At 56.5% G+C, this 24,460-nt stretch carries 21 protein-coding genes and 1 riboswitch; of the genes, 11 read left to right on the top strand and 10 right to left on the bottom strand.

Annotation, left to right across the window (positions count from 1 at the left end; all coding sequences use genetic code 11):
• The first annotated feature begins 11 nt into the window (after positions 1–11).
• The 7 genes from QJ48_RS08545 (at position 12) to QJ48_RS08520 (ending at position 7,177) form a co-directional block, all read left to right on the top strand.
• Positions 12–1,007: an iron ABC transporter permease gene (locus QJ48_RS08545; RefSeq protein ID WP_054973234.1), complete on the top strand. Its 996-nt coding sequence runs from the start codon at positions 12–14 to the stop codon at positions 1,005–1,007.
• A 31-nt stretch (positions 1,008–1,038) separates the two neighbouring features.
• Positions 1,039–1,794 carry an alpha/beta hydrolase gene (locus tag QJ48_RS08540; RefSeq protein ID WP_054973214.1) on the top strand — a complete coding sequence of 252 codons (756 nt, stop codon included), beginning with the start codon at positions 1,039–1,041 and terminating at the stop codon, positions 1,792–1,794.
• A 94-nt stretch (positions 1,795–1,888) separates the two neighbouring features.
• On the top strand, positions 1,889–2,431 hold the full coding sequence (locus QJ48_RS08535) for a TetR/AcrR family transcriptional regulator (protein WP_054973213.1): 543 nt from the start codon (positions 1,889–1,891) through the stop codon (positions 2,429–2,431).
• A gap of 663 nt (positions 2,432–3,094) precedes the next feature.
• Positions 3,095–3,187 (top strand): dihydroorotate dehydrogenase, encoded by a 93-nt coding sequence (locus QJ48_RS38590; protein WP_100085706.1) that lies wholly within the window; start codon positions 3,095–3,097, stop codon positions 3,185–3,187.
• Between the two features lie 220 nt (positions 3,188–3,407).
• On the top strand, positions 3,408–4,952 hold the full coding sequence (locus tag QJ48_RS08530; RefSeq protein WP_054973212.1) for a spore germination protein: 1,545 nt from the start codon (positions 3,408–3,410) through the stop codon (positions 4,950–4,952).
• A 9-nt stretch (positions 4,953–4,961) separates the two neighbouring features.
• Positions 4,962–6,062: an endospore germination permease gene (locus QJ48_RS08525; protein WP_054973211.1), complete on the top strand. Its 1,101-nt coding sequence runs from the start codon at positions 4,962–4,964 to the stop codon at positions 6,060–6,062.
• Positions 6,059–7,177: a Ger(x)C family spore germination protein gene (locus tag QJ48_RS08520; protein WP_054973210.1), complete on the top strand. Its 1,119-nt coding sequence runs from the start codon at positions 6,059–6,061 to the stop codon at positions 7,175–7,177. The genes QJ48_RS08525 and QJ48_RS08520 overlap by 4 nt, the downstream gene beginning before the upstream one ends.
• 1 nt (position 7,178) lies before the next feature.
• Here QJ48_RS08520 and QJ48_RS08515 read toward each other — a convergent pair whose 3' ends face one another.
• Complete coding sequence (locus QJ48_RS08515; RefSeq protein WP_054973209.1) at positions 7,179–8,003, bottom strand: DUF2935 domain-containing protein; 825 nt, start codon at positions 8,001–8,003, stop codon at positions 7,179–7,181.
• Between the two features lie 134 nt (positions 8,004–8,137).
• Between QJ48_RS08515 and QJ48_RS08510 the strand changes: the two genes are divergently transcribed.
• Positions 8,138–8,899, top strand: a complete 762-nt coding sequence (locus QJ48_RS08510; RefSeq protein ID WP_054973208.1) for an aminoglycoside adenylyltransferase domain-containing protein — start codon at positions 8,138–8,140, stop codon at positions 8,897–8,899.
• A gap of 226 nt (positions 8,900–9,125) precedes the next feature.
• Here QJ48_RS08510 and tenA read toward each other — a convergent pair whose 3' ends face one another.
• From tenA to QJ48_RS08490, 4 genes are read right to left on the bottom strand one after another with little or no spacing between them, the layout of a single operon-like run.
• A complete protein-coding gene (gene tenA / locus QJ48_RS08505; RefSeq protein WP_054973207.1) occupies positions 9,126–9,791 on the bottom strand; it encodes a thiaminase II in 666 nt (221 codons plus the stop codon).
• A gap of 48 nt (positions 9,792–9,839) precedes the next feature.
• Positions 9,840–10,634, bottom strand: a complete 795-nt coding sequence (locus QJ48_RS08500) for an energy-coupling factor transporter transmembrane protein EcfT (RefSeq protein ID WP_054973206.1) — start codon at positions 10,632–10,634, stop codon at positions 9,840–9,842.
• Between the two features lie 6 nt (positions 10,635–10,640).
• Positions 10,641–12,143 (bottom strand): ABC transporter ATP-binding protein, encoded by a 1,503-nt coding sequence (locus QJ48_RS08495; RefSeq protein WP_054973205.1) that lies wholly within the window; start codon positions 12,141–12,143, stop codon positions 10,641–10,643.
• Complete coding sequence (locus QJ48_RS08490; protein ID WP_054973204.1) at positions 12,140–12,724, bottom strand: ECF transporter S component; 585 nt, start codon at positions 12,722–12,724, stop codon at positions 12,140–12,142. Before QJ48_RS08490 ends, QJ48_RS08495 begins: the two co-directional genes overlap by 4 nt.
• 188 nt (positions 12,725–12,912) lie before the next feature.
• A riboswitch (TPP riboswitch) is annotated at positions 12,913–13,018 on the bottom strand.
• 311 nt (positions 13,019–13,329) lie between these two features.
• Here QJ48_RS08490 and QJ48_RS08485 point away from each other — a divergent pair.
• The 3 genes from QJ48_RS08485 to QJ48_RS08475 all read left to right on the top strand — a co-directional run bounded on the left by QJ48_RS08485 (position 13,330) and on the right by QJ48_RS08475 (position 15,812).
• On the top strand, positions 13,330–13,551 hold the full coding sequence (locus QJ48_RS08485) for a hypothetical protein (RefSeq protein ID WP_054973203.1): 222 nt from the start codon (positions 13,330–13,332) through the stop codon (positions 13,549–13,551).
• A 186-nt stretch (positions 13,552–13,737) separates the two neighbouring features.
• On the top strand, positions 13,738–14,529 hold the full coding sequence (gene asd, locus QJ48_RS08480) for an archaetidylserine decarboxylase (protein ID WP_054973202.1): 792 nt from the start codon (positions 13,738–13,740) through the stop codon (positions 14,527–14,529).
• A gap of 32 nt (positions 14,530–14,561) precedes the next feature.
• Positions 14,562–15,812, top strand: a complete 1,251-nt coding sequence (locus QJ48_RS08475; protein ID WP_054973201.1) for an MFS transporter — start codon at positions 14,562–14,564, stop codon at positions 15,810–15,812.
• 584 nt (positions 15,813–16,396) lie between these two features.
• Here the strand turns inward: QJ48_RS08475 and QJ48_RS08470 are convergent.
• From QJ48_RS08470 to QJ48_RS08450, 5 genes are all read right to left on the bottom strand, one after another.
• On the bottom strand, positions 16,397–17,836 hold the full coding sequence (locus QJ48_RS08470) for a PLP-dependent aminotransferase family protein (protein ID WP_054973200.1): 1,440 nt from the start codon (positions 17,834–17,836) through the stop codon (positions 16,397–16,399).
• Between the two features lie 194 nt (positions 17,837–18,030).
• The gene (locus tag QJ48_RS08465; protein WP_054973199.1) at positions 18,031–20,787 is read right to left on the bottom strand and encodes an adenylate/guanylate cyclase domain-containing protein; all 2,757 of its coding nucleotides are present in this window, start codon (positions 20,785–20,787) and stop codon (positions 18,031–18,033) included.
• 17 nt (positions 20,788–20,804) lie between these two features.
• Positions 20,805–21,044 (bottom strand): copper amine oxidase N-terminal domain-containing protein, encoded by a 240-nt coding sequence (locus QJ48_RS08460; RefSeq protein WP_054973198.1) that lies wholly within the window; start codon positions 21,042–21,044, stop codon positions 20,805–20,807.
• The gene (locus QJ48_RS08455) at positions 21,004–22,599 is read right to left on the bottom strand and encodes a hypothetical protein (RefSeq protein WP_054973197.1); all 1,596 of its coding nucleotides are present in this window, start codon (positions 22,597–22,599) and stop codon (positions 21,004–21,006) included. Before QJ48_RS08455 ends, QJ48_RS08460 begins: the two co-directional genes overlap by 41 nt.
• 2 nt (positions 22,600–22,601) lie before the next feature.
• Positions 22,602–24,329 (bottom strand): TolC family protein, encoded by a 1,728-nt coding sequence (locus QJ48_RS08450; RefSeq protein WP_054973196.1) that lies wholly within the window; start codon positions 24,327–24,329, stop codon positions 22,602–22,604.
• Positions 24,330–24,460 lie beyond the last annotated feature (131 nt).

Below are 24,460 nucleotides of genomic sequence, written 5' to 3'. Positions count from 1 at the left end.
CCGGCAGGTACATGACGGTGCTGCTTGGAGCGGTCGCGCTTATACTCATTGCCGCATACCTGTCTCTCACGAACGGGGCTTTCGACATGACGGTGGGCGCTATCGTTCGAACGCTGCTTGGGATCGACCCGCAGCCCGAGCACCGTTTGGTCATCTTCGACTTCCGGCTGCCCCGCATCGTTATTGCCGCTTTGGTCGGCTTGGGGCTGGGCGTGGCCGGCGCGGCAATTCAAGGCGTCACGCGCAACGGGCTGGCCGATCCGGGAATTTTGGGCATCAACGCTGGCGCGGGCGCGGCAGTCGTCATCTTTATGTTTTTTTTCAGCGGGCAAATCAAGGGAGCGGGCTGGTTCTCCACGATGGCGATGCCGTTGTTCGGTTGGGCGGGCGGTCTAAGCACGGCTGCGTTTCTGTATCTGTTCGCCTGGAAGGATGGCAAGCTGGATCCGCAGCGCGTTCTTCTGGTGGGCATCGCGACCGCTTCCGGACTCGGCGCGGTTGCCATGTACATCAGCCTGAAAATGAATCCGTCCGACTTCGAGATGGCCACGGTCTGGATGACCGGCAGCATCTACAACGCCAACTGGAAGTTTATTGTCGCCATGCTCCCGTGGCTGGTCGTTCTTATTCCCGTCATCGTGCGCAGATCGTACATTCTGGACCTGCTCCAGCTGGAGGAGAACAGTGTCAGAAGCTTGGGCGTCGCTGTGGAAAAAGAGCGGATGATCCTGCTGCTCGGCAGCATCGGGCTGGTGAGCGCCTGCGTCAGCGTGTCGGGAGGGATCGGCTTCGTCGGCCTGATGGCGCCTCATATCGCCAGACGTCTCGTAGGCATCCGGCACGTCCGCATGGTCCCCGTCTGCGGCCTGATCGGCATGGCGCTGGTTGTCGTATCGGATTTTATTGCGAAGACGGTATTTTCGCCAGCAGAGCTGCCTGTCGGCATTGTCATATCGATCATCGGCGTGCCGTATTTTGTGTATTTGTTATTTAAGGCCAGATCCTGATGCAAGGACTGGCCCAATCCGGGAGGGCGTCATGCAGGGAAAAATCATAGTCGAATCGTTCGATGACAGGGAGATAGCCGTCTATCTCCCGCCTTCGTATTTTACAAGCGGGGCGGCATACCCGGTCGTTTACGTACAAGATGGAAGCTATTTGTTCGATTCCTCTATGGAGGAGCTGGAACGCGGGTTTAAGAGCGGGGAGCTGCGCGAGCTTATCTTCGTCGGCATTACGCCGTTCGACCGGAATGACGAATACACGCCGTGGTCTGCCCCCTCGCTGGCGGACAAGTCCCGGAATTTCGGCGGAAAGAGCGCCGAATATCTCGCCTTCGTTACCGGCCGGTTGAAGCCCTGGATCGATGAGAAGTACCAGACATCCCGCCTGCCGGAGGAGACGGGCATCGCCGGCGGCTCGTTCGGAGGCTTGGTCTCGCTTTATGCCGCTTATTTGTATCCCGAAGTATTCGGCCGGTTCGGGCTGCTGTCCGCTTCCTTCTGGTATCCGGACTTCATGGAGTATGTGAGAACGAAGCCGATGGAGACAGCGGGACGCAAAATCTATATGTATGTCGGAAGCATCGAAGGCATCCATAAACCGAGCGCCCAGAAAATGATGGTACCGTACACCCGCGAAGCGCATGCGATATTGACGGAGCGCGGGTTCACCGGGGACCGGTTGCGGCTTGAGATCGAAGACGGCGCGGGTCACGAGTCGAAATATTTTATCAAGCGTTTTCCGGAAGCGATGGCGTGGCTGTTTCCGCCGGAGGAGGAAATCGTTTCTTGAAATTTCCGGCCGGTCCGCGTATAGTACAGTTAGTAATTAATAACTAACTGATCGAGGAGATCGGCCGGAGCACTCCGGTTTCGCAGGAGGAACGATGGGCAAGATGAAATCGAAGACCGGCGAGCCTGCCGCGGCGAACCGCAGAGAAGAAATATTGGAAGCCGCCGTTGCGGTGTTCGCGGAGCATGGTTACTACAGCGCCACTACGGCGCAAGTTGCGGAACGGGTGGGCATTTCGCAGCCTTACGTGTTCAAATTTTTCAAAACCAAAGCGGAGCTGTTCGCCTCTGCGCTGAAGCTGGCCTTCGAGCGCGTCGTCCGTGCGTTCTCGGGGGTGGATGCGTCTTCGGACGGGCTGGAGCAGGCGATGATTCAAGCTTACGAAGAGCTGATGCGCACGCATCACCATGAGATCGTTTTGCAGATGCAAGCGATGGTCATCAAGGAAGAGCCGATCCGCCAAGTGATGCGGGAAGGCATGCATCAGGTGACGGCTTACGTGGAGGCGCGCTTTCGCGAAGCGGGCATCCCGCAGCCGGAGGTGGCAGTCAGCATATTCATGGCGAATGGCATGCTGTGCAACATTTCGGCCGTTCTGGAGATGCCCGAGCTTAAACCGAAGCATCCGGAGCGCTAGGGCCGGAAGAGCATGAGCTTATGGAATCAGCCGTAACAGGCTGGTTCTATTTTTTTTTTGAGAGATCTTTATTTCTTCTTATTGGGTAAATACCGTGCTTCTTCTGGATACATCCCCATAGACTGATCTCATAAAGTTGATCATGCGCCCTGGGAGGAGAATGCTGCATGGAGCCAACGACTGACTTGGAAAAACTCCGGATGAGATTATGGGATCGATACTTAACCTTACAGGACAGGAACAAAATTTCTTTTGATCAATATTGGTATGAATTTCTGATCAGATATTCGATAACGGATGAAGATTTGAATGGGGAAACCGCCGTGAAATGAGACGGAGGGACAAAGATATTTTGCTGAGAGGTGGTTATCAGCTCGTCCGCTTGTTGCCAAGCTCTGATTGTATGCTTTTGTTGAATTTTGGACAAGAACAGTTGAAATGTCTCAAGAGAGGGTTCATGCCTTGCCATATTTCGGGGGCGCCAGCACCCGCAGGCGGTCCGACCCGTCGGAAGACCTCGTGATATGCGGGGCATATATAATTTCATGACATTTGGTACCTGTCAACTGTCCAAACAAACTTTTTGTTACCGAATACACTAAGATCATGAGTACTTGGCAGGGAGCAAGCCGATACTCAATATTATATAAGGAGTGTTGACTAATGAGTTGTGTTAGAGGTTTTACTTCCACAGGTGTTATTCTCGTTCTTTTCATTTTGCTCGTTATCGTCGCTTGCAGTATATGTTTTATTTAAGCGTTCTTTTTTACAAAAAGAGCTTTAAAGCTATAGAACAACTAAAAGGGCCACCGGCAGGTGGTTCCTTTTTGTATATTTGGCCCATGCTTTCAGCGCTGCAAGTGATGCATTGTAGGCGTTCGTTATCTCTTCGGTTCGAAATGATGACGTATAACTTTGCCATGGAAACCACATCCTAACGTGTAACTTATTCTCTCTAACACACAGGATGATCGCCATGGCTTTTTTGCATAATTGGATTCGAGGAAAGAAGAGCTTTGCGGCGCAGGCGCAGGCGAACCACAAGCTGAATACTCCGATCAGCTCCGTATTAGCGCAAAATATTGCCGATTTGCATGAGCTGTTCAGTCAGACGCCCGATTTGGTCGTACGCCACTTCGTGATCAAACAGACGGGCAACCAGGCGGCCATCGCTTATTTGGACGGGCTTACGGACAAAAAAGCCCTCAACGACGACGTACTGCGTCCGCTTCAATTCGAAGCGGATGCGGACGCGCCGGGCAATTTGCCCCGGGTGAACGTCGGGAATGTCCGGACCTTAAGTCTGTGGTCCGATCTCGAAATGGCCATGCTGCAGGGCGTCAGCATTTTATTCGAGGATGGGCGCAGCGAAGCGGTCGTTTTCAATACGCAAGGATGGCCGCAGCGAGCGATCGAAGACCCGCAGCTCGAAGCATCGCTTAAGGGCGCGCATCAAGGCTTTGTCGAAACCGGAACCCAGAACATTGCGCTGATCCGCCGTTACATCCCGCACCGCGAGCTGAAAATCAAGGAGCTAACGATCGGCCGCCGGGGGAATACCTTGGTATCCATCTTATATATGGCCGATATCGTTCATCCCGAAGTGTTGAAGGAAATCGAAGACCGTATTCGACAGTTGGATATCGATGCCGTTATTAACACAGGGGAATTGGCGGAATTGATCGAGGACAACCCGTACTCGCCTTTCCCGCAATTTATCGCCACGGAACGCCCGGATTCGGCTGCCGCCCAATTGCTGCAAGGGAGATTTGTCGTCATCGTCGACCGCTCGCCCAGCGTACTGATCGGCCCTGTGACATTTACGTCATTTTTTCAGAGTGTGGACGATTATAGCACACGCTGGATGGTCGCGTCCTTTACACGTTTGCTGAGATTTATGGGCTTTACTGTAGCCGTCTTTTTACCGGCGCTCTATATCGCGGTCATTTCCTTTAATTACGAGGTCATTCCGCTGCAGTTGCTGTTGTCGATCGGAGAATCCCGGGCGCGCGTTCCGTTTCCTCCGCTTGTCGAAGCGCTGCTTATGGAAATTACGCTGGAAATGATGCGCGAAGCGGGGGTCCGCCTTCCGGCTCCCGTCGGACAAACGGTCGGGATTGTCGGGGGCATCGTCATCGGGCAAGCGGCCGTCTCCGCGGGAATCGTCAGCAACATTATGGTCATTATCGTAGCCATCACAGCCGTTTCGTCGTTCATTATTCCCGATTACGACATGGCTTCGGCTTTGCGCCTGATCCGGTTTCCGATGATGGTGCTGGCCATGATGTTCGGGATGGTCGGCATTGTGATCGGGCTTGCAATCTTTGTGCTGCATCTGATAGCGATGGAGTCGGTCGGCGTTCCGTACGGAAGCCCGGTCGCTCCTATCCGGATCATCGATTGGAAAGATGTTTGGATGCGCATGCCACTGTGGAAAATGAACAAGCGACCGTTCTCCGCGAATCCGGCTCAATTGAAACGTCAAGGTCCCAGCCGGGAAGGGGACGATCAGAAAAGGTGACGGCCGGTCATGAAAAAATATACCATCAATGAGATCAACCTGAAGCAGTTCATCTTTACGATCTACAAAACCCAGATTGGTATCGGCGTGCTCTCCCTCCCGCGCGATTTGGCCGAGACGGCCGGGCCGGACGGCTGGCTGGCCATTGTGCTCGGCTGGCTGCTCGCCATACTGTTCAGCGTCATCATCATTAAAGTGATGGAGAAGCATCCAAACGATTCGCTGTTCGACCTGTTCCCCAAATATTTCGGGCGATGGCTCGGCGGCTTCTTTTCCTTGCTGTGGATTTTGTATGCCTCCTTTTCCGCCAGCATCGCTATGCTCTCGTCGATTCACATTATTCAGGTATGGATTTTGCCGAATGCCAAAGAATACGTTCTGATGCCGCTGTTCGGCATTCCCGTCTACATGGCGGCCAAGCAAGGGCTCCGGGTCATCGGCCGGTTTTCGGAATTTGTGTTTCTGTTCACCATGTGGATGCCGATGATCCTGTTTCTAACCTTGCAAGAGAGCACCTGGCTGAATCTTTTTCCGATCGCACAAACGGGATGGCTTCCCATTCTTGCGACCGTCAAAGCGACCGTTCTCTCTTTTCTCGGATTTGAAATCGCGTTTATGCTGTACCCTTTCCTGCAGAACAAAAAATCGGCGGTCAAAGGCGTCTTTATCGCCAATACGATGTCCATGCTTATTTTTATGCTGATCACGATCTGCAGCTACGTCCGCTTCAGTCAGGATGTAATTATGGAGTACGTCTACCCCACGTTGAACCTGCTGAAGCTCATCCGCCTTCCGATCCTGGAGCGGTTTGAAATTATTTTTCTTCCGTTCTATTTGTTTATCTTGTTTATGACGGTTATCCCTTATCTGTACATGTCCGTATTCGGCATCAGCCGGATGCTCGGCAAACCGGATCACCGTCCCTACTTGCGTCTGATCATGCTCGGCTGGCTGGTGCTGCCCTTCTTTTTCACTCCATCCTTTTCCGAAATTACCGGACTGGGAAAGCTATGGGGCAATCTCGGATTGTGCGCGGCTGTCATTTTCCCCATCTTCCTATGGGTATACCAAGGAATATTCCGTAAGCTTAGAAAGGGCGCATTCCGATGAAAAGACTCCTGATCGCCATCCTGACGCTCTCCCTGCTGCTCGTCTTTCCCGGGTGCGGTCGAAGAATGTATTTGGAGAACCGGCAAATTATTTTGATGACGGGCGCCGATCTCGGCAGCGACCAGCAGTTGACCGTCTTCACGTCCACCCCGGTGTTTAGTGTGGAGGCCAAGCAAAAATACAATATATCGGAAACGATCGCCGATACACTGAGACAAGCCAGGTCGAGGCTCGATGCGATGAGCACCGGCCCGCTCGCTTCCGGAAAAATTCAGACGGTATTGGTTGGAAAAAAGCTGCTGCAGCGTGCCGGTATTTTGCATTATCTGGATGTGTTCATGCGCGATCCGAAAAGCGAGATCAACGCGAACATCGTCGCTGTGGACGGCTCCGTCAGAGAGATTATGAACGCGAATATGGCGGATAAGGGACGACCGGGCGTCGTCGTTAAAGAACAGACGGAAGCGGCGTACTCCAGCCGAACCGCCGTAAAAACAATCATGCAGGAATTTCATCAGCAGCTGCTCGATCCGCGGAGGACGCCTTCCATGACGGAGGTCAAGCTAAAGGATAACGAAATCGTCGTATCGGGAACGGCTCTTTTGTCCAAAGAGGGTACATACGTTACTTCGCTGAACAACCAAGAGAGCGCGCTATTAATGCTTTTGCAGCAAAGAAAGGGACAACCCTTTCCTTTCACGCTGCACCTTCCGCCCCAGAAAATCAAGGCGGCGCAGCGAATGGCCTACGTCAGCATGGAGATCGGACATACGAAGTACGACATCAAGGTCAAGCACGAGAATAACCGGTTTGCCTTCGATATCCGAATGGACATTGATGTGAATATGACAGAGCGGCTGTTCGAGTACGACCTCGAGAAAGATAAGAAGCCATTGGAGCAAGCTCTCGGACAGGAGTTCCAAAAAAAGTGCGACGCCCTGATCGCAAAAATTCAGAAGCATCGCATCGATCCGATCGGACTGGGCGTATATGCCAAAGCTTTTCACTACGGCCAATGGAAAAAAGTGGAGAGCGATTGGGGTCAAGCGTTAGCCGAAGCCAAGGTCCGCGTGATGCCAAAGGTTACCATCAAAAGCTCCGGGGTTGCGATGTAGACTACCTTACGGTCGGCTTCGTTAGCGGACAATCCGGGATCTCGAAGATGGCGATATTAAAGTTCGCCAGCTTACGCAAAAAATAACACGTTTCCGGAAGATGGTGCTCCAGGAAGCGGAGCGTCGCCCGATTTAAAAGCTGGGAATCCCGGTATAAGTCGAGGAGATGCTCGACCAGATGATAGAAGACCACGACGGACTCGGACACTTGCTTGGCGAACAACCGCTGCAGCGGAAACAGCGGCGGAGTAAACCGCAAGTAGCCTTTGATCGCTTTGTTTTTGATGATATGCGCTTGAAATTCCCGCTCGACTTGCTGTACCCTGAGGGATAAGGGAATTTCGACCGGGTCTAAGGCGTTGCGCGCCAACACGGCATGCCCGAGCTGATCCTCCAGCCACAGGTCCATCAATTCGACCAGCGAAAGCTCCGGGGGCCGCTCCGCCCGGATAGCATACAGAAGAAGCCGCAGGTATTCCTGATTCTCATTCAGCGTCCCGTTCAGAAACGTAGGCGACAAGTTCAAAACAATGCGGTTTTGCACCCGCAAATGCTGCATATGCCCCTCGAATTGAAAATAGCCGACGGCTACCGAATAGCTGGCCTTGGCGAACTCCGCCATCTCGGAAGATTCGTAAGGCAAGTCCCGGTCAACGTCGTACAAGCGCTCCCGCAATCGGTGGAACGCTACGATATATTCCTGCGCCGTGTCGACCCACTTTACTTCGGCCGGCGACAAATAATCGCGCATGAAATAAGCGTGATCCTCCAATATTTCAAGCCAGAACCGGTGTTCGTCCCAGGCCGTCATCTGGGAATATTTCATGGCCATCCCTCCAAGACGTTGTCAACCTATCCTATGTCTTGACCGGGAGCAATTAGTACCGGAAAAGCAAACCGGCCATCATCAACGCAGGGTGACGGCCGAGCGACAAACGATTTTGGTAAAGGAGGAATCGTATGCCTATTCCGTCGGTATTGGATAACCTCGTTAGCCTGTTTAAGGAAGAGCTGAGCGACAACCTGGCGGGCATTTATTTGCACGGCTCTTTGGCCATGGGATGCTTTAACCCGGACAAAAGCGATATCGACCTGCTGGTTGTTGCCAACCGCAGCTTGCCAGTGGAAACGGCGAGGCGAATCGCCAAAAAGCTGCTTGCTATCGACGACGGACTGCCGAACGAAGGCGGAATCGAGCTGAGCGTCGTCCTGGGGAACTGCCTGGACGAGCTCGTTTATCCTACTCCTTTTGAATTTCATTATTCTCCCTTGCACAGGGACAAGTACCGGATGGACGAGAATTATATTTGCGGAGGCCGGGAAGATCCGGACTTGGCGGCACACCTTGTGGTCGCTTATCACCGGGGAAACGCTCTCTACGGAAAGCCGCTGCGCGAGGTGATGCGGCCCATCGACAAGCGGTTTTATGTGAAATCCATTCTTCACGATGTGGAGGACGCTCCCCAAGGCATCCTGGAGGCGCCCGAATATTATGCCTTAAATTTGTGCAGAGTCTTATATTATCTCAAGGAAGGCGTCGTTTCTTCGAAACGCGAGGGCGGCGAATGGGGCTTACAGGCGCTGCCTTCCGAGTACGGGGAGACCGTTCGTCTATGCCTGGAGCGGTACGGCGGCAGAGCAGACCGCATGGAACCGGACAAGCGGCTGCTGTCCGATTTCGCCGGCTATATGCTGGGTGAAATCCGGCGGTCGGTTGAATGAGAAAAAGGCGTACCGCCGTTTTTCGGCGGTGCGCCTGAGCTTGTTGAGAAAGTGGACTTTAACAAAAATAGAGATGCAAACGGAGGTGGGGTATCCACTGGAGAAGCGATAGCGGCCGCCTTTGTCTTCGGGAAATATCCGCTGATAAGCGGCTTCAATAAAAATTTCCCGATGACAACAGCGGTCGGAAGTGGATACCCCACCCCTTCGTAACCTCTATTAAGGACTAGAGAACCGGCCAAGTCTCCTTGCGGTAAGCCATGTCCCAGAACATGTACTCATACCGGCTGCTGAGAATGAAATGATTCTGCATCCGCTGCCGGTCCTGAGCCGTCGCCTGCTCCGCCAGCTCGTCCAGCCGGGCGATCTGCTCTTCGACGAGTACCCGGAACCACTCGCCGCCGTAGGCCGCGATCCATTCGCGGTAGATCGGCTCTTCCGGCGTGCAGCCTGCCAGCCGTTCGCCGATTTCGTAATACAGCCAATAGCACGGCAGGATTGCGGCGATGATGTCGCCGAGCTGACCGGTATAGGCCGCACGGATCATATGGGAAGTGTACGCATACGAAGTGGGCGCAGGCTCGAACGCCGCTTTTTCCTCCTCAGTGACACCGAGCAGCTTGCTGAATTTTTCGTGCAAGGACAGCTCCGCTTCATAGGTGCCCTGCGCATGATGCGCCATGCTTTTCACTGTTGGCAAATCATTCGCTTTAGCTGCGCCGAGCGCCTGTACGCGGGCGAATTGGGACAAATAGTACGCGTCATTCAGGACGTAATGCCGGAAGCAATCGAGCGGCAGCGTTCCGTCGCCGATCCCTTTAACAAACGGATGCTCGAAGCTGGCTTGCCAGCTTGCGTCCGCCGCTTGACGCACTTGTTCGGAAAATTTCATAATGAATCTGCCTCCTTGAAATTCGGTAAGCCAACCATTGCCGCATCACTATCGCACGTCGCCGACCGGAAAATACGGAACCTGCCAGCCGAGCAGCAAAGCGGCCGCCCAGACCGTCAGCGTGACGGCCAGCAGCAGGCCGTCGCTGCCCGACCATCCGATGCGGTAATAATACGTACGCTTCGCCGCGGACGAGAAGCGCTTCGCTTCCATCGCCACCGCGATCCGCTGCGCGCGGCGGATGCTCTGCGCCAGCAGCGGAATCGAGTGCCGCTTCAGCGTATCGATCCAGCCGCGGACGCCCTTTCTTGTCTTGACCCCGCGCACCTTGAGCGCCATCTGCAGTGTGCGGTATTCGGCCGCCACCATCGGCATGAGCCGCAGCGCGGCCATGAAGCTGTAGGCGTATTTTGCCGGGAGCCGGCACTGCTGCATAAGTGAGTAGAACAAGCCAACCGGGCTGGTGGTCAAGCCGAACAGCAGACCGATCAGCGCCGCATTTACGGTTTTCAGCCCGATGGATAGCCCGCGGAAGAAGCTTTCCTCCGTTATGTGCACGAGCCCCCAACGTACCCACGTTGTCTCTCCCTTGCCGAAAAACACCATCGAGGTGGAGGAGGAAACGAACATCAGCGCAAACGGCAGAGACAGCAGCAGCAGTCTCCGCCACGGGTGTCCGGCGGCGGCAAAGAGCAGCACCAGATACATCCACGTGATATTGGTAAGCACGTTGATGTCATGCGTGAACAGAACAAGCAGGAACAGGCTTACCGATACGAGCAGCTTAAAGCTCGGATTGACGCGGTGCAGCCACGTTTCCCGATAGGACCAGGCCAATGGCACGTCTCGTCAACTCCCTACCTCTTCGAATGTCGCCCGCCGCTCCGGGCGCAGCCGCGCCTCGTAAGCTTCGGTGCTCATATCCGCGGCAAGGACGCCTTGCCGCACCTCCCACACCCGGGTGGCGAAGCGGCTTACAATGTCGGGATCGTGCGTCACCATGATAATGGTCGTTCCTTCCCGCCGCCACGCTTCGAGCTTCTCCAGAAGTGCGAACGTATTCGCTGCGTCCTGGCCGAACGTCGGCTCGTCCAGCAGAAGCAACCGCTGCGCTTTGACGGTTGCGGCCGCCACGCTCAGCCGGCGCTTCTGCCCAAGCGAGAGCTGGTACGGATGCAGGCTGCGGTGGCCCTCAAGGCCGAACCACGCCAGCAGCTCCTCCGTCTTCGCACGAACTGCAGGTTCCGGCTCGCCGTCCCGGTGGAAATTAAACGCCACTTCGTCGTATACCGTATGCGCGACAAACTGCATTTCCGGATTTTGAAAGACGTAAGCCGCCATGTCGGCGACATCCTCAAAATCCCGGACCGTACGGCCGCCCAGTTCGTAGCTTCCTTCGGTCCGCAGCAGCTGCATCAGCGATTGAAGCAGCGTGCTTTTGCCAGCGCCGTTCTCGCCGACGACGGCGATCCAGTCGCCGGCGTTCAATTCGGCCGCCGCCGCTTCGATCTTCTTCACCGGGCCGTAATAGCCGGCGAAGCGGTCCAGCCGGAGCAGCGGCTCCTTCGTCGCCGCCGGCTTGATCCGCTCCCCGTGCGCAGCGGCATTGCGCCGGTCGTAGTCCTCCCATACGCCGGGGTACCAGATGCCATACTCCTGAAGCTCACGCTTATGCGATCTGAACACCGCGCCCGGCTCTCCGTCGGCCAGGATGCGCGCCCGCGTATCGAACAGCACAACCCGGTCGACGAAATCGACGATCTCGTCGATCTTATGCTCCACGATGAGCACCGTCTTGTCCCGGGTAACCCGCTTGACGGTTTCCCATACCTCGGTCGTGCCTTCCGGGTCGAGCAGCGACGTCGGTTCATCGAGGAACCAGACGTCCGGCTCCAGCGCCAGAAGCGACGCGATGGCGAGCCGCTGCTTCATGCCTCCCGACAGCGCGGCGATCGGGGTGTGCAGTTCCTCAAGCCGCAGGCCGACCTGCTCCAAGCAGCTTCGAATCCGCTGCTGCATTTGCTCGCGCGGCACTTGAAGATTTTCGAGCACGAACGCAATCTCTTCGTCTGCATACGGCATGCAGAACTGCGCGTCGGGGTCTTGGAACAAGTAACCCCAGGACGGGGGAATGCCGATGCTGTCATATTTGACCGGCACGTCGACCGCTTGCGGAATCAAGCCGCTCAACACCTGCAGCAGCGTCGATTTGCCGCAGCCGCTAGGCCCGAGCAGCAGCACCTTCTGCCCTGCGTCGGCGCCGAAGCTCAAGCCGTCGAACAGCAGCGACGGACTGCCGGGAAATTTCAAGCGCAGCCCCGATACGTGCGCGGTCCGCTCCGCGCCGCTCATTTCCGGTCCAGCGCCTGGTAATCGTCAAGGCTTGCCGGGCGGACAAGCTGCGTGACGCCGGTCTTCTCCAGCGCTTTAACCAAAGCGTAAGCGAGCGGTCCGGTAATCAGGAACGAACCGACAAATCGGAGCACGATATACAAAGAGAGGTTCCACGGCTGCAGCTCGGTCAAGTAGCTCTTGAAATAGTCGAACACGAGCGCTCCCGCGCCGGACGCCATTCCGGCCAGGCCGGCAACGACCGCGGTAAACCGCTTGTAGCCGAACGCCGCGAAGACGAGCTCCGCGCACAGCCCCTGCACGATACCGTAGGTCAACGAGCCGACGGAGAATTGCGAGCCGAGCAGCATTTCCGCAAGCGCTGCGGCCACTTCCGCCAGCAAGGCGACACCCGGCTTGCGGATGATTAAGAAAGCGACGGTCGACGCCATGAACCACATGCCGTACACGAATTGCTCCAATTGGATGCCCGGCACCGACGCCAGATTGTACACGTCTCCCCATACCCGGTAAATGATGCCGAAGACGACGGCGATAACGACGGTGACCAGAATGTCGGTCAGCTTCAAGCCTTTTTTCATCTGTTTCCTCTCCTTCGAAGAACTGAAAGTGTTGTCCGGGACACAGCAACGTCGGTCTGCCCAAGCGGATTACGCCAAGATAAACGCGAAGCCGTAAATTACGTGAAGCTTACAGCTCCGCATCAACTAAAAAAGCCGCCCCCGTATACGACGGAAGCGGCTCTTGTAAGCACAGTTTAATGCAAGCGTGCTGACGCTCTCCACTTCCCTACGCTGGTATCAACCAGATCAGGTTCAGAGGGTCTAGGATCTATCGATCCAATCTCAGCCCAAGCGGCTCCCCTAGTGACACACCTATATTACCACGGTTCACCAAATTGTCAATAACAAAAAACGGCGGCAATCCACGGGACCAACTCCAGATTTAGCCCCTTTGTACCGTATTCATGTCGAAATATGGAGAAGCTCTAGGAGAAATTTACCTTATATTGAAAAACAATCGCAATCCTTTTTGGGAAACGGTTACGAACTATGGCCTTCTTTGTCGGATTCTGCTAAAATAAAGGATACTTGGTACTACCCGGAACCTTTGCGCGCCTGCGGCCCCCGTATGCAGGATGCAAGCGATGGAAGCGCTGTCTTCAACGGAGGAAAGGAGCCTTACTATGGACGAACTGCTTCGATCGCAGCTTGGCACGGAATCGATCACGACCGATATGGTGAAGCATTGTTCTTATTGCGTCATGATCTCGCCCGATCCGCTGCACCGAACTCCCGTCTACTGCATTAAATATTCCGGGTCAAACACCCCGATCCTGGTTAATTTGGCGACGTGTCTGACCTGCGGCGATTTCAAGAAGTGCGGGCTGCGCTTCGAGCAATCGTGACCGCCCCACAACGAAAGTTTTTGCGGATGAAGCTTTATATGCCCTGACCGTCTGAACGGAAGGCTCCTTCGGGAGCTTTTCTTGCTTTTTCGGACTCGTTTGGCGGTTGCTTTGTCTTTTGTTCTATGTCAAGATAAGCGTTGTACCGCATTTCCATATTAAAAGGAACAGGTGAACCATAACCCTATGAAGATTTCGTTTTTTCGGCTGCTGACCGAGCTCTCCTCCCGTAAATCGGTGTCGAGGCTGACAGGAGCTTTTGCCAAATCCCGTGCCAGCCGCGGACTGATTCCCCGCTTCGCGAAAACGTACGGCATTCGTGTGCAGGACGCGGAAAAAGCGGTTCACGAATACGGATCGCTGAACGAGTTTTTTTCCCGCCGGCTCAAAAGCGGTCTTCGTCCGGTCGACGCGACGCCGGACACGCTGGTCAGCCCAGTGGATGCCATGATTACCGGCATCGGGCCGATTCATGAGGGACTGATCGTCAATGTCAAAGGACAGGACTATACCATTCAGGAGCTGCTCAATGAGAGCCCCCGGATGATCAACTATACGAACGGCTACTATTGCGTGCTCTACTTGAGCCCGACCGACTACCACCGGATTCATTCGCCCGCCACGGGCGACATTCTTGAGAAGGAGCATGTCCCCGGCAAGGTGTATCCGGTCAACGAATTCGGTCTCCGTCACATGCGCCGCGTACTTAGCCGCAACGAACGGCTCATCACCTACATACAGCACGACGCCGGAGAAATCGCCGTGGTCAAGGTCGGCGCGCTGAACGTCAGCAGCATCCAATACGTCGTCCCGCTGCCGGACCGGCTGGAGCGCGGCGACGAGCTGGCTTACTTCGAATTCGGCTCGACCGTCGTCCTTCTGATGGAGAACGGCACGTTCACACCCCGGATCGCTCTGGAAGTCGGAAGCAAGGTAAAAGTCGGAGAAGCGCTCGGAACGTTTAAGCGCCGGGATTAGCGCATACTGACAGACGGAAGGGGTCGTTTCTCATGAAAGTCCAAACCGGTCCGGCACCCGCGGTTCAGCAGGCTGCGCGGATGGACGTCAAGCCGACTGTTTTTCGCATTCTGCTCGCCATCAGTCTGGTGCATCTGTTTAACGATACGATACAAGCGGTGATTCCGGCGATTCTGCCGATTCTTAAAGACAAGATGAGTCTCAGCTACATGCAGTCCGGCGTCATCGTATTCGCCTTGAATATGACCGCTTCGGTCATGCAGCCGGTTGTCGGTTTGTATTCGGACCGCAAGCCGATGCCGTATATGCTGCCGATCGGCATGTGCTTTACCTTTCTCGGTGTCTTGGGGCTGTCGCTTGCGCCGAATTACGCACTCATTCTGCTGTCCGTTCTGCTGATCGGCATCGGCTCCGCCATCTTTCACCCGGAAGGCTCGCGCGTCGCTTACATGGCCGGAGGCTCCCGCCGCGGCTTGGCCCAATCGATCTTTCAAGTGGGCGGCAACTCCGGACAATCGCTCGCTTCGGTGATGACGGCGCTCGTGTTCGCCCCGCTGGGGCAGCTCGGCGCCTTATGGTTTACGGCCGTGGCCGGGGCGGGCGTCCTCGTCCAGCTTTATATCTCCCGATGGTATCAGGGATATATGGCGGCCAACCCGCCGCAGGCCCGGAAAAACGGCTCCCGCGCCATGAGCCCGGCCCGCAAGAAGCAGATCGCGTTTGCCGTAAGCATGCTGATCTTTCTCGTGTTTGCCCGTTCCTGGTACCATGCGGGCATTACGATTTATTATCCGTTCTATTTAATGGACAAATTCGGCATCAGTCTGGAGCGCGCGCAGATGTACATTTTCCTGTTCGCTGCCGCAGGCGCGCTCGGCACGTTCATGGGAGGCCCGCTGTCCGACAAGATCGGACGCCGGAACGTTATTTTTCTGGCGATGCTCGGCGCGGCCCCGCTGGCTCTGGCGCTGCCATATGCCAATGCATTCTGGACTTATGTCATTCTGCTGGTGAACGGCTTCATCATCCTGTCGAGCTTCTCCGTCACCGTCGTCTATGCACAGGAGCTGATGCCCGGCAAGGTCGGCACCGTGTCCGGTCTGATCACGGGCCTCGCCTTCGGACTCGGGGCGCTCGGCGCGGTAGGTCTCGGCAGCTTGATCGACACCTTCCATCTGCCGTTCGTCATGCAGTTGGTCAGCTTCCTGCCGCTCATCGGCCTGCTGACGTTCTTCCTGCCGAGCGATCGTACGCTGAAGCAATGGGCGCAAGAAGCTGAGTAATACGTGCAATAGGAAAAGGCCGTTTTGGAATCGAATTCCGAAACGGCCTGTTCATCGTTTGATGCTTATGGCGGTTCCGTCTACGTCGCTGCAATTTGAACAAGTAACGGCTGCTATGACATCACCCGGCTTACCACCAAACGGATTGACATTGTACGCAAATGATAACGGCCCGGGTAAAACTGACGGATTTTACACTAGCAACGTTCAACCTGGAGAACATTTATTTCAAGATCTATGCCCCTTACGGTGATAGTTCAGCGAATCCTTACAGCTTTAACTTCACCTTACATTAGAGCTTCGTCAAACGAGCGGCTGCTTCTTTCAGGGATGCGGCCGCTTCGCTTGTTGTGGCTGTCTGAATTGAAACATTTAGAATAGCAAAAAAGCGGTTGAGCAAAATTTATGCTCAACCGCTTTTACATAGCTTACTTGCCGTAGGAGCCGCTGACAAACGTGCCCGGATCCCACCATTTGTAGCCCGGCGAAGGAGCCGCCCAAGGCTCGGGTTTTGGCTCGATCGTTTGCTCGGGAACTTCTGTTTTGTTAAGGGATTATATAGAGTTATATGAAGATTCTGTTAATTATAAGGTCTTGAGACTCATCCGTTCCACGCCCTGCCTGAGCTGCTCTTCGGACAAATGCGGAAAATTGAAATACGCTCCGTATTTTACCCCCGCTTCCGTCTCGACCCGAGCTTCCGACCAACGGACGCCGCGGGCCTCGCAGGCGGCGCGGTAATCCAAGTATTCACTTTCCGCCCCCAGCCACCAGCCGAAAATATGAAGTCCCGCGTCGCTTTCGACAAACCGGAACCGGTCCGACAATTCGCTTGTGAGCATTTGCATGAACAAGGCAAACTTGCGGCTGTAGATCCGCTTCATCCGCCGCAGATGCCGCTCGTACTCCCCGGAAGCCATAAAAGCGGCCAGCGCCTTTTGCTCCAGCAGGTTGGCCGGGTGCGGCTCGTACAGCGCCTGGGCGCGGACGAACGGCTGCACGAGCGAAGGCGGCAGCACCGCATAGCCGATGCGGACGTCGGGAAGCAGCGTCTTCGTGAAGCTGCCGACGTAGACGACGCGCTCCTCGCGGTCGAGCGTCTTGAGCGGCTCCAGGCTTTTGCCGCGGTGGCGGAACTCGCTGTCGTAATCGTCTTCGACGATGATGGCTTCGCACTCGTACGCCCACCGCAGCAGCGCCTGCCGCCGCTCCAGGCTCAGCACCGCCCCCGTCGGAAACTGGCGCGTCGGCGTCACGAACAGCGCCCGCGCCTTCCAGTCCGCGGGCACGATGCCCTGTGCATCGACCTCCGCGTCGATGCACCGTCCCCCGGCGGCCCGGATGGCCCGGCGGATGCCCGCGTAGCCCGGCGTCTCGGCGACAGCCGGCTCGCCCGGTTCGACCAGCAGCTGCGCGAGCAGCGCAAGCGCCTGCATCGAGCCGCCCGTGACGGCGATATGCTCGGCCTCTACGGCGATGCCGCGGGCACGGCGCAGATAGTGGGCGATGCCTTCGCGCAGCGGCCCGTAGCCTTGCGGCGGGCATTCCCCGCGGCCCGCGCCGGCGGCGGTCAGCTCGCGCACCGCGGCGTACAGGCAGCGGTTCCACGCCTCGCGGGGAAAAGCGTCAAGGTCCGGGGCGAAGCAGTCGAAATCGACGGCCAGCCGCGGCACCATGCGGCCGCGGGGCGAAGCCGATTCAAGCCGCTCCCCCCAAGCCGACAAGCGGTATGACGCTTCCGGACGGGCCGCCCCCGCACCGCCCTGCTCCTCCTTGCGGAAAGCGACGTAGGTGCCGCTACCGGTCCTGCACTGGAGATAGCCTTCGGAGGCCAGCATCTCGTACACCTGATTGACCGTGCCGCGCGAGAGCCCGTACAGCCCGGCCAGCTCCCGGGTCGACGGAAGCCGCAGCCCGTAGGCGAGAACGCCTCCGGTTACCCCGTCGTGCAGCGCATGGTAAAGCGCCAAAAGCTTCGTCGGATAACGCTCAAGATAAGCGTGGTAGGCGATGTGAAAGTGCATTTCGGATATCATCCTTTCAAGCCGGAAGGTTCGTTTTCGATAAGTGGTCCAATAAAAGAAGTCTAGATTGACCATTTTCCATTGTCAATGTAACCAAAAAAAGAAACGGCTAGGCTTTTATGCCCGCCGTCTCTTAGCGTGTACTCCTGCAATGCAGACGTCCCAAAATGTAAATCGAAGCCTTCCACTTGCGATCAACTCAGAGTCAGCGTGCCTTCCCAATCGGCAGGCGCTCCGTTCTGGAAGTAGTCGTCGCACAGGTAAAAATAAAGCCGGGCCGCTTGATCCCAGCGATTGCGCCTGATGATCTGCAGGAACGCCTCGCGGGCATCGTAAAATCGCCCGTTCTGATACCATTCGACGGCCGCTTCAAAGGCGGCCCGGGTCTCCTCCTTCAACTTCCGCACCTCGGCCCGGTCCCCCTCATAAACATCGTAGAGCCGGACCGCGCGATCCTCGCCGTACGGAAGCACCCGCCCGAGCGACCGGATGGAAAAACCAGCGGGATTCGCAAGCTGCTTGTAAAACGCTTCCGTGATCAGAACGGACACCCCGAGCTTGTCGGTTAAGGCTTCCAACTGCTCGGTCCGGTTCACATGCTCGGAAATGACCCCTCCCTCCATCCGCTTCTCCTCCCCGATGACCCCAAGCATAACAGGACCATGATGAATGGCGATTCCCATTTGGATTGGCGCTCTGCCGGCACTTGCCCGCTCATCGTTATATTGTTCGAGCGCCTTCCTCATCTCCGTCGCCGCTTTCAAGGCCCGATCGGCCTGCGACGGAAACAACGCCAGAAAGCCCGCGCCCAAATATTTGCTGACAAAGCCCTCCTGATGGCGGATGACCGGACCGAATCTTTGTAGATAGGCGTTAATGAGGTTGAAATTTTGCTCCGGCGTCAGATCGCGTGAAAACCGGTAAAACTCCCTCATATTCGAAACGAGAATGCACATTTCCCGCTGCACCTGATCGCCCAGATGCACGTCCACAATGCTGTCTTTGCCGATAAATTTCAAAAACTGCTGCGGGACGAAACGGTAGTAAGCCTCGCTGAAGCTGGTGATTTCAGCGATGTAGTTCCGGATATGGAGCGCCATCATGTTGAAGCGGTCCCCCAGGTCCGCAAGCTCGTCCCGCGAACGGATATCGACAGCCGCCTCCCATTTCCCGCCCGCAATTTCGTTGACGCTGGCGCGCAAGCGGCGGATGGAGATCGAGATCGACAAAGCAATCGCGCTAAATAAGAGCAAAATAACGAGCGTGATCAGCCCCATATTGCGGATAATGACCAGCTTTAAATCCTGATTATGCTCCTTGAGGCCATTCGCGTCCTTGCCCGTTTCATAAATCCCGACCATCTTCCCGGAAGAGTTATACACCGGACTGAGCGCAAAAATCCAATACCCTCTGGAGTTGTCCGTCGAGCCGGTAACCACCTTCCCCGTCTCGATGACCTGCCGGAGATCCTGTGTCAGCTCTATCGGCCGGAACATCGGCACGCTGCTGTCATCATCCATGACGACAAACAGCTCCCCATTCTCCAGCTTGTATAAGGTCGTATACTGCCCTTCGCGTTGGCCGCCCAAGGAACCGTACAGGGCCGATAAACTGTCATGAATCGTACGGTAATCGCCGTTCATATAATCCAGCGGAGAGTTCAGCTTCTCCAATTCGTCTCCCTTGACGAAATAATTGCTTCCGGCGGCAACCAGCAGAAAGTTATTCTCCACCTCATGCTCCAGCTTCTCCGACACTCTCTGATAAACTACCTCCGACAGCCACAGCATGGAAGCGACGACAATCGGCACAAAGGCGATCAGGAACTTGAGCATCAGCGGCACCTTCCGGTCCAGCATATGAACATAAACGAACCGGTGCAGCCAAATGACCAGCGCCAGCTCCACCAACGCCAGAAACCAGAATAAGTACCCCAGGGCCGTATCTCTCGCCGTATAGGCAAAGGATGAAAAAGACTGCGCAATCGTCCCGTCCCGGTCCCTCTTCACGAACTGGTTCTCGGTCACGGCAAAAATGCCCCCGTTAGGCGATGCATAAACGTGCAGCAGCGTTCCCAGCTTGCCATGACCGGCTTTGTCAAAAAGTGTCTGATTCAGCAGCGATTCGACAACGTACGGCTCCTGCGGATCGAGCCGGCTGATATCGTTCAACCGCTCGTTGATAAACACAAGACGGTGCTGCGCATCGCCCCGCAAGGACAAGGCAATGTCGCGGGCAGTTCTGTCCATTCCCGGCAGCGGATACACCAGGCGGGATTCTCCTGTCGGGAGAACTTGAAATATCCGGTCTTTTTTCGTAGAGAAAAATCGGCCCTCCGGGCTTATGCCCGCCGCATCGGCCGGTAATTCGCCGGCCGGCAGCGTCGTGCGGAACACTTCCTCGCCGGTGCCGCCGTTCAGAGGCAGCGCATGCAGAATGACGGAGTTGCCTTCCAGGATGTAGTAGTACAGGCGGTTGTCCTGCACCGTCAGCGATCGGATTTTCCCGACGCGGAGCATCGATTCGGAAGGGGTGTCGTAGCGGTATTCGGCCAATGTGCGAACGCTGCTTCCGTCCGCACTGATTTTGACGATGTTCTCCCCGGTCACGTACAGGCCGTACGGATCGAGCCGCGTATTCAGCACATAGACGCTGCCTTCGTTGTCGGCCGCCAAGCCGTTATATTGATTCATTCCGCCCGATACATTCTTGCTTACCGAGTGGGTGTACAAAATGCTGCCGTCCTTATCCGCCTTAATAATCGTGCGCTTGGACTTCCCGATGAAATACAAGCGGTCCGCCGAATCCGCGGTCACTTTGTATATGCCTTCAAACGCCAGGGAGCGGTTCCAAGGAAGAAGAGCGACGCCTTGCTCCGCTGTGCGGTACAGCCCCCAGCCCGTCAATACAATGGCTGCGGCAAGCAGTAAAAGGAATATTTTCTTGTTCATCCGCTATGGTTTCTCCCCTATTCGTCGAAGCCGTCGATCCGAATGGTCGCAGACGGCTCATGCCAAGTCACGCCACGCCCCAGACCTTCGGCCACAAATCGCAGAGGAACCATCGTTCTTCCTTCGACGAGCCTGGGAGGGGAGTCAAGCGTGACGGGCGTTCCGTTAAGATAAGCTTCCGGCCGGTCCACACGGCAGAACAGAACCGCTCCGGCTTTACTGATCGTGACCGTCCGGTCTTCGTCGTTCCAGAGCACGAGCGCGCCGAACGCCTCGGATACGGGACGGATGTGGATATAGGCGGCCCCGCCGATCCGTACGGGCGGCATCTCGAACTTCAGGGACACCGTATCCGTCAACAGGTTTTCCACCGGCAGGAACGACTTGGCCGGCCGACGTCGTGCTGATCTGATCCGCCAGTTGCTCCAGCGCCTTGTATTCGTCCGCAGAATACAGTCTTTTCTCCAGCGCCTTCAGCTCGGTGATCAGCTCCGAAGCGACCCTAGCCGCCGCTTCTCCTGTGACGGACTCGACGAGATTCGATTGAAGAAACAGCTCCGCTTTCTTCGCGCCGGTCCACTGCTTCCGCAGCTTCGTCAGCGCCGCTTCCAGCTCCTGCTGTGCTGGCCCGCTCTGGTCGCTCGCCGCGGCTTCCAGCTTCGCCATCGCTTCTTCCAGCGACTCCCGCTTCTCCGCCAGTCCGCTGTCGATCGCTTTCCGCTGCGCCTCCACCCCGGCCCACTGCGCCAGCAGCTTCGTTTCCGTCGCGGCATCTCTAGCGGCCGACGCCTCAGCCAACTGCTTCGCCAGCGCATCGGCCTGCGTGGTCAGCTCCGCTGTCAGCAGCGCTTTAACCTGCTGTTTCTGCGCATCCAGGGCGGCTTGATTGGCTGCCGCCTGCGCCTGAAGCTCCTCGGCCAGCTGCGCATTGCCGGACTTCCCGGCCGCTCCGGCCAGCTGCTCCAGCTCCGCCTGCTTCGCCTTAAGCGCTTCAAGCGCGACGGCGGCGGCCGCAGCATCCTTGGGCTGCCCAAGGGAACCTGCGGCGGCCGTCGAAGCCCTAAGCTTCGCTTGCAGCTCCTCCGCAAGCTTCGTGTCGCCTGCCGCCTCCGCCTGCTTCAGCTGCGCTTCCAGCTTCTTCCACCCCTCGCCGAGCGCTTCCCCCAACGAGCTGGCTTTCGTCTGCAGATCCGCCAGCGCCTCCAGAGGATCGCCCATCCGCCCGAGCAGCTTATTCGCTTCCTCCTGTTTTCCGCCGGCCAGCGCCTCAAGAAAAGCTGCGCCCGCTTCGAGACGGTTCTGCTCCAGCGCCTGCTGCGTCGCGGCGTTCGGCTTGTTGTCCTGAACGGCGGTCTGGCTGTCCTTCTGCAGCTTGTCCGCCTCCTTCTTCAACTGTTCGATCTGCTTGGCGAGCTCGTCTGCCGGCAGCAGGCTGTGCATTTGGCCTTGACCGTCGATCCAGATTTCCAGCTTGAGCTGATCGATCTGGGCAGTCGATACCGCCTTCTTCCCCTTCGGGTCGGCGATATCCCGGAAATCCGCGCTGCGGGACAAGTCGAACCAGGCCCCGTCCGCAAACTCCGACTTGTAATACGTCCCCTGTCCGGACGCCTTCATCGACGTCTTCGCGGCAGCGAAATTTTGCTTCGTCAGCGCATCCCTATGGATGAGATACGTTCCGACGATCAAATACCCCGGCTTGTCCGCCGCTTCCGCCGGCAGCTTGGCGTTTGCCGGCAAAGCCCCTCCGGTCAACGCGACCGCAAGCGCTAACGCGGCGGCAAGCCATTTTGTGCCGTTTGGACCGCGCATGGCTACTCCCCTTTTCCTTTAAGCGTGACCGGCAGCGCCCCCGAAGATCCGTATCCGTCCGGAACGGCTTCCGCGATCGCCTCGGCATCTTTGTAGAACTGCACCTTTAACCCGCTCATATCGGCAAAGACGACATTCAAATGCACCAGCTTCCCGTCCAGAGGAACTTTGCCCCCAATGAGCCTGCCATCCTTGGTGAACAGCGCAAAGGCGGTTGCGCCCAGCTCCTTCGGCACTTGGACGGTCAGCTCGCCGGTGACGCCTTCGACCGCGTCTTTCACGGCCCATTTTCCGCTAAAGGTGCGTCCTCCGCCCGGTTCGGACGGCTGCTCCCCGATCGGCTCCAGGCCGTCGTCAATAGCCAGATAAGGAAGCGTTCCCGGCTTCCAGGACGAATCGAGCGCGCCTGCGGAGACGACGTTCAGCGCCGACAAGGCGCTCTTGTAAGCGTAATACCCGGCTATCGCCCCCTTCTGCGCTTCTTCCGAAGCCTGGCTCGCTTTCTCGAATTCGTCATCCTTGATCCAGCCGACAGCGTGCTTTTTGCTTGCCGCTTCCAGCTCGGTTTTTCGCGTATCAACCAGCTTTAACGCCTGTGCATAAGCTTCTTCGGCCGTCTTGGCGTCGAGGTACGACTTTTTCACTTTGTTGATCAGCTTTTTGCGGGTGTCCTGTTCTTTCAACCGGGCTTTGTCCGCCTCCAGCATCGACACCGGAAGCGAATACGGCGCGTCGTCGAAATAACGCAGCCCGTCATATTCCCCTTGCAGCACGACTTTCGGCACCGGCACAATGATCGGAACAATAGGAACCGGGATCAAGAAAATCCCCTCCCACTTCCGCTTGATGTCGCCAAGCAGGCTGTCGTAGTTCGCCATGAACAGCTCGTAATCCATCGCGGGGGTAGAGTACATCGCTTCGATCAGCCGCATGTCCTTCTCCCCGAATTTGGCGGAGTACAGCTTGCGCGTCAGGTGGACTTTTTCTTCGGCCATTTTCCGGGTTTCCGTATCTTTATACAGCTCGAAATCATGCTTCTCCGCATAAGCGACAAACTTCCACATCTGCTCCTGCGTGAGCACGACGTAATCGGGCTTCGCCTCCACGGTGAACGTCGATTCCGGATCGATGCCCAGCTTCTCCCCGAGCTGCAGCTTGGCCGATTTGAGCGCCAGACGGGCCACTTTCAGCTCGGATTGCGCGCGATCCACGGCGTCCTTCTGCTTATCCGCCTCTTCTTGTCCGGCAGCTCCGAACTTCAGCTTTGTCTCCAGCGTTATCAGCCGTTTTTGGGTCTGCACCCATTTTTGCTCCAGCAGCGCTGCGTTATCCGCCGCCTGAAGCATCGTGAGATAAAGCTTTTCCACCTCCGAGCGCAGCTGCAGCTCCTTGCTCGCCAGCTCCCGTTTGGCTTCACCCAGCAGCTTGCGTGCTTCCGGAAACTTGAGGCCAATGCCCAAATCCTGGGATAAGCTATGCGGCTTCGCAAGCAAGCTGCTGTCTTTTTCGCGCTGATTCGTTACGGCGCCCTGCGCTTGCGTCAGCTCTATCGTCTTGGCTTGAATCTGAAGGCGGGATTGCGCGAGCTCCCCCGACTCCGCCGCTCCCAGCTTTAACGCTTCCTCCAGCGTGATTCGCCGCTCTTCCGCCAGCGCACCAGCAGGCATCAGGCCTTGTACGATCACCGCCGCCGCCACAAGCGCGACGGCTGCTTTTTGCAGCTTTCTCAAAGAACCCACTCCCGCCTATCCGTATGCGACACGATTCGCCACTCCTTTTTCCAACGCTTCCATACCACTATGAATTTCCAATCCAGTACATCCATTTTGTTCTAAAAATGTCGAACTTTCGTTGCCTGCTT

The organism is Paenibacillus sp. A3 (assembly GCF_001399685.1).
Lineage (GTDB): Bacteria > Bacillota > Bacilli > Paenibacillales > NBRC-103111 > Paenibacillus_G.
This window is presented reverse-complemented; position numbering and strand designations above follow the sequence as displayed.

Bases quoted from the DNA above. Each gene is read 5' to 3' on its own strand.
- QJ48_RS38590 (WP_100085706.1), top strand. From the start codon at position 3,095: ATGAGTTGTGTTAGAGGTTTTACTTCCACAGGTGTTATTCTCGTTCTT.
- QJ48_RS08470 (WP_054973200.1), bottom strand. From the start codon at position 17,836: ATGCACTTTCACATCGCCTACCACGCTTATCTTGAGCGTTATCCGACG.
- tenA (WP_054973207.1), bottom strand. From the start codon at position 9,791: ATGAAATTTTCCGAACAAGTGCGTCAAGCGGCGGACGCAAGCTGGCAA.
- QJ48_RS08510 (WP_054973208.1), top strand. From the start codon at position 8,138: ATGCCTATTCCGTCGGTATTGGATAACCTCGTTAGCCTGTTTAAGGAA.
- QJ48_RS08540 (WP_054973214.1), top strand. From the start codon at position 1,039: ATGCAGGGAAAAATCATAGTCGAATCGTTCGATGACAGGGAGATAGCC.
- QJ48_RS08475 (WP_054973201.1), top strand. From the start codon at position 14,562: ATGAAAGTCCAAACCGGTCCGGCACCCGCGGTTCAGCAGGCTGCGCGG.
- QJ48_RS08525 (WP_054973211.1), top strand. From the start codon at position 4,962: ATGAAAAAATATACCATCAATGAGATCAACCTGAAGCAGTTCATCTTT.
- QJ48_RS08485 (WP_054973203.1), top strand. From the start codon at position 13,330: ATGGACGAACTGCTTCGATCGCAGCTTGGCACGGAATCGATCACGACC.
- QJ48_RS08495 (WP_054973205.1), bottom strand. From the start codon at position 12,143: ATGAGCGGCGCGGAGCGGACCGCGCACGTATCGGGGCTGCGCTTGAAA.
- asd (WP_054973202.1), top strand. From the start codon at position 13,738: ATGAAGATTTCGTTTTTTCGGCTGCTGACCGAGCTCTCCTCCCGTAAA.
- QJ48_RS08520 (WP_054973210.1), top strand. From the start codon at position 6,059: ATGAAAAGACTCCTGATCGCCATCCTGACGCTCTCCCTGCTGCTCGTC.
- QJ48_RS08535 (WP_054973213.1), top strand. From the start codon at position 1,889: ATGGGCAAGATGAAATCGAAGACCGGCGAGCCTGCCGCGGCGAACCGC.
- QJ48_RS08490 (WP_054973204.1), bottom strand. From the start codon at position 12,724: ATGAAAAAAGGCTTGAAGCTGACCGACATTCTGGTCACCGTCGTTATC.
- QJ48_RS08530 (WP_054973212.1), top strand. From the start codon at position 3,408: ATGGCTTTTTTGCATAATTGGATTCGAGGAAAGAAGAGCTTTGCGGCG.
- QJ48_RS08455 (WP_054973197.1), bottom strand. From the start codon at position 22,599: ATGCGCGGTCCAAACGGCACAAAATGGCTTGCCGCCGCGTTAGCGCTT.
- QJ48_RS08515 (WP_054973209.1), bottom strand. From the start codon at position 8,003: ATGAAATATTCCCAGATGACGGCCTGGGACGAACACCGGTTCTGGCTT.
- QJ48_RS08465 (WP_054973199.1), bottom strand. From the start codon at position 20,787: ATGAACAAGAAAATATTCCTTTTACTGCTTGCCGCAGCCATTGTATTG.
- QJ48_RS08545 (WP_054973234.1), top strand. From the start codon at position 12: ATGACGGTGCTGCTTGGAGCGGTCGCGCTTATACTCATTGCCGCATAC.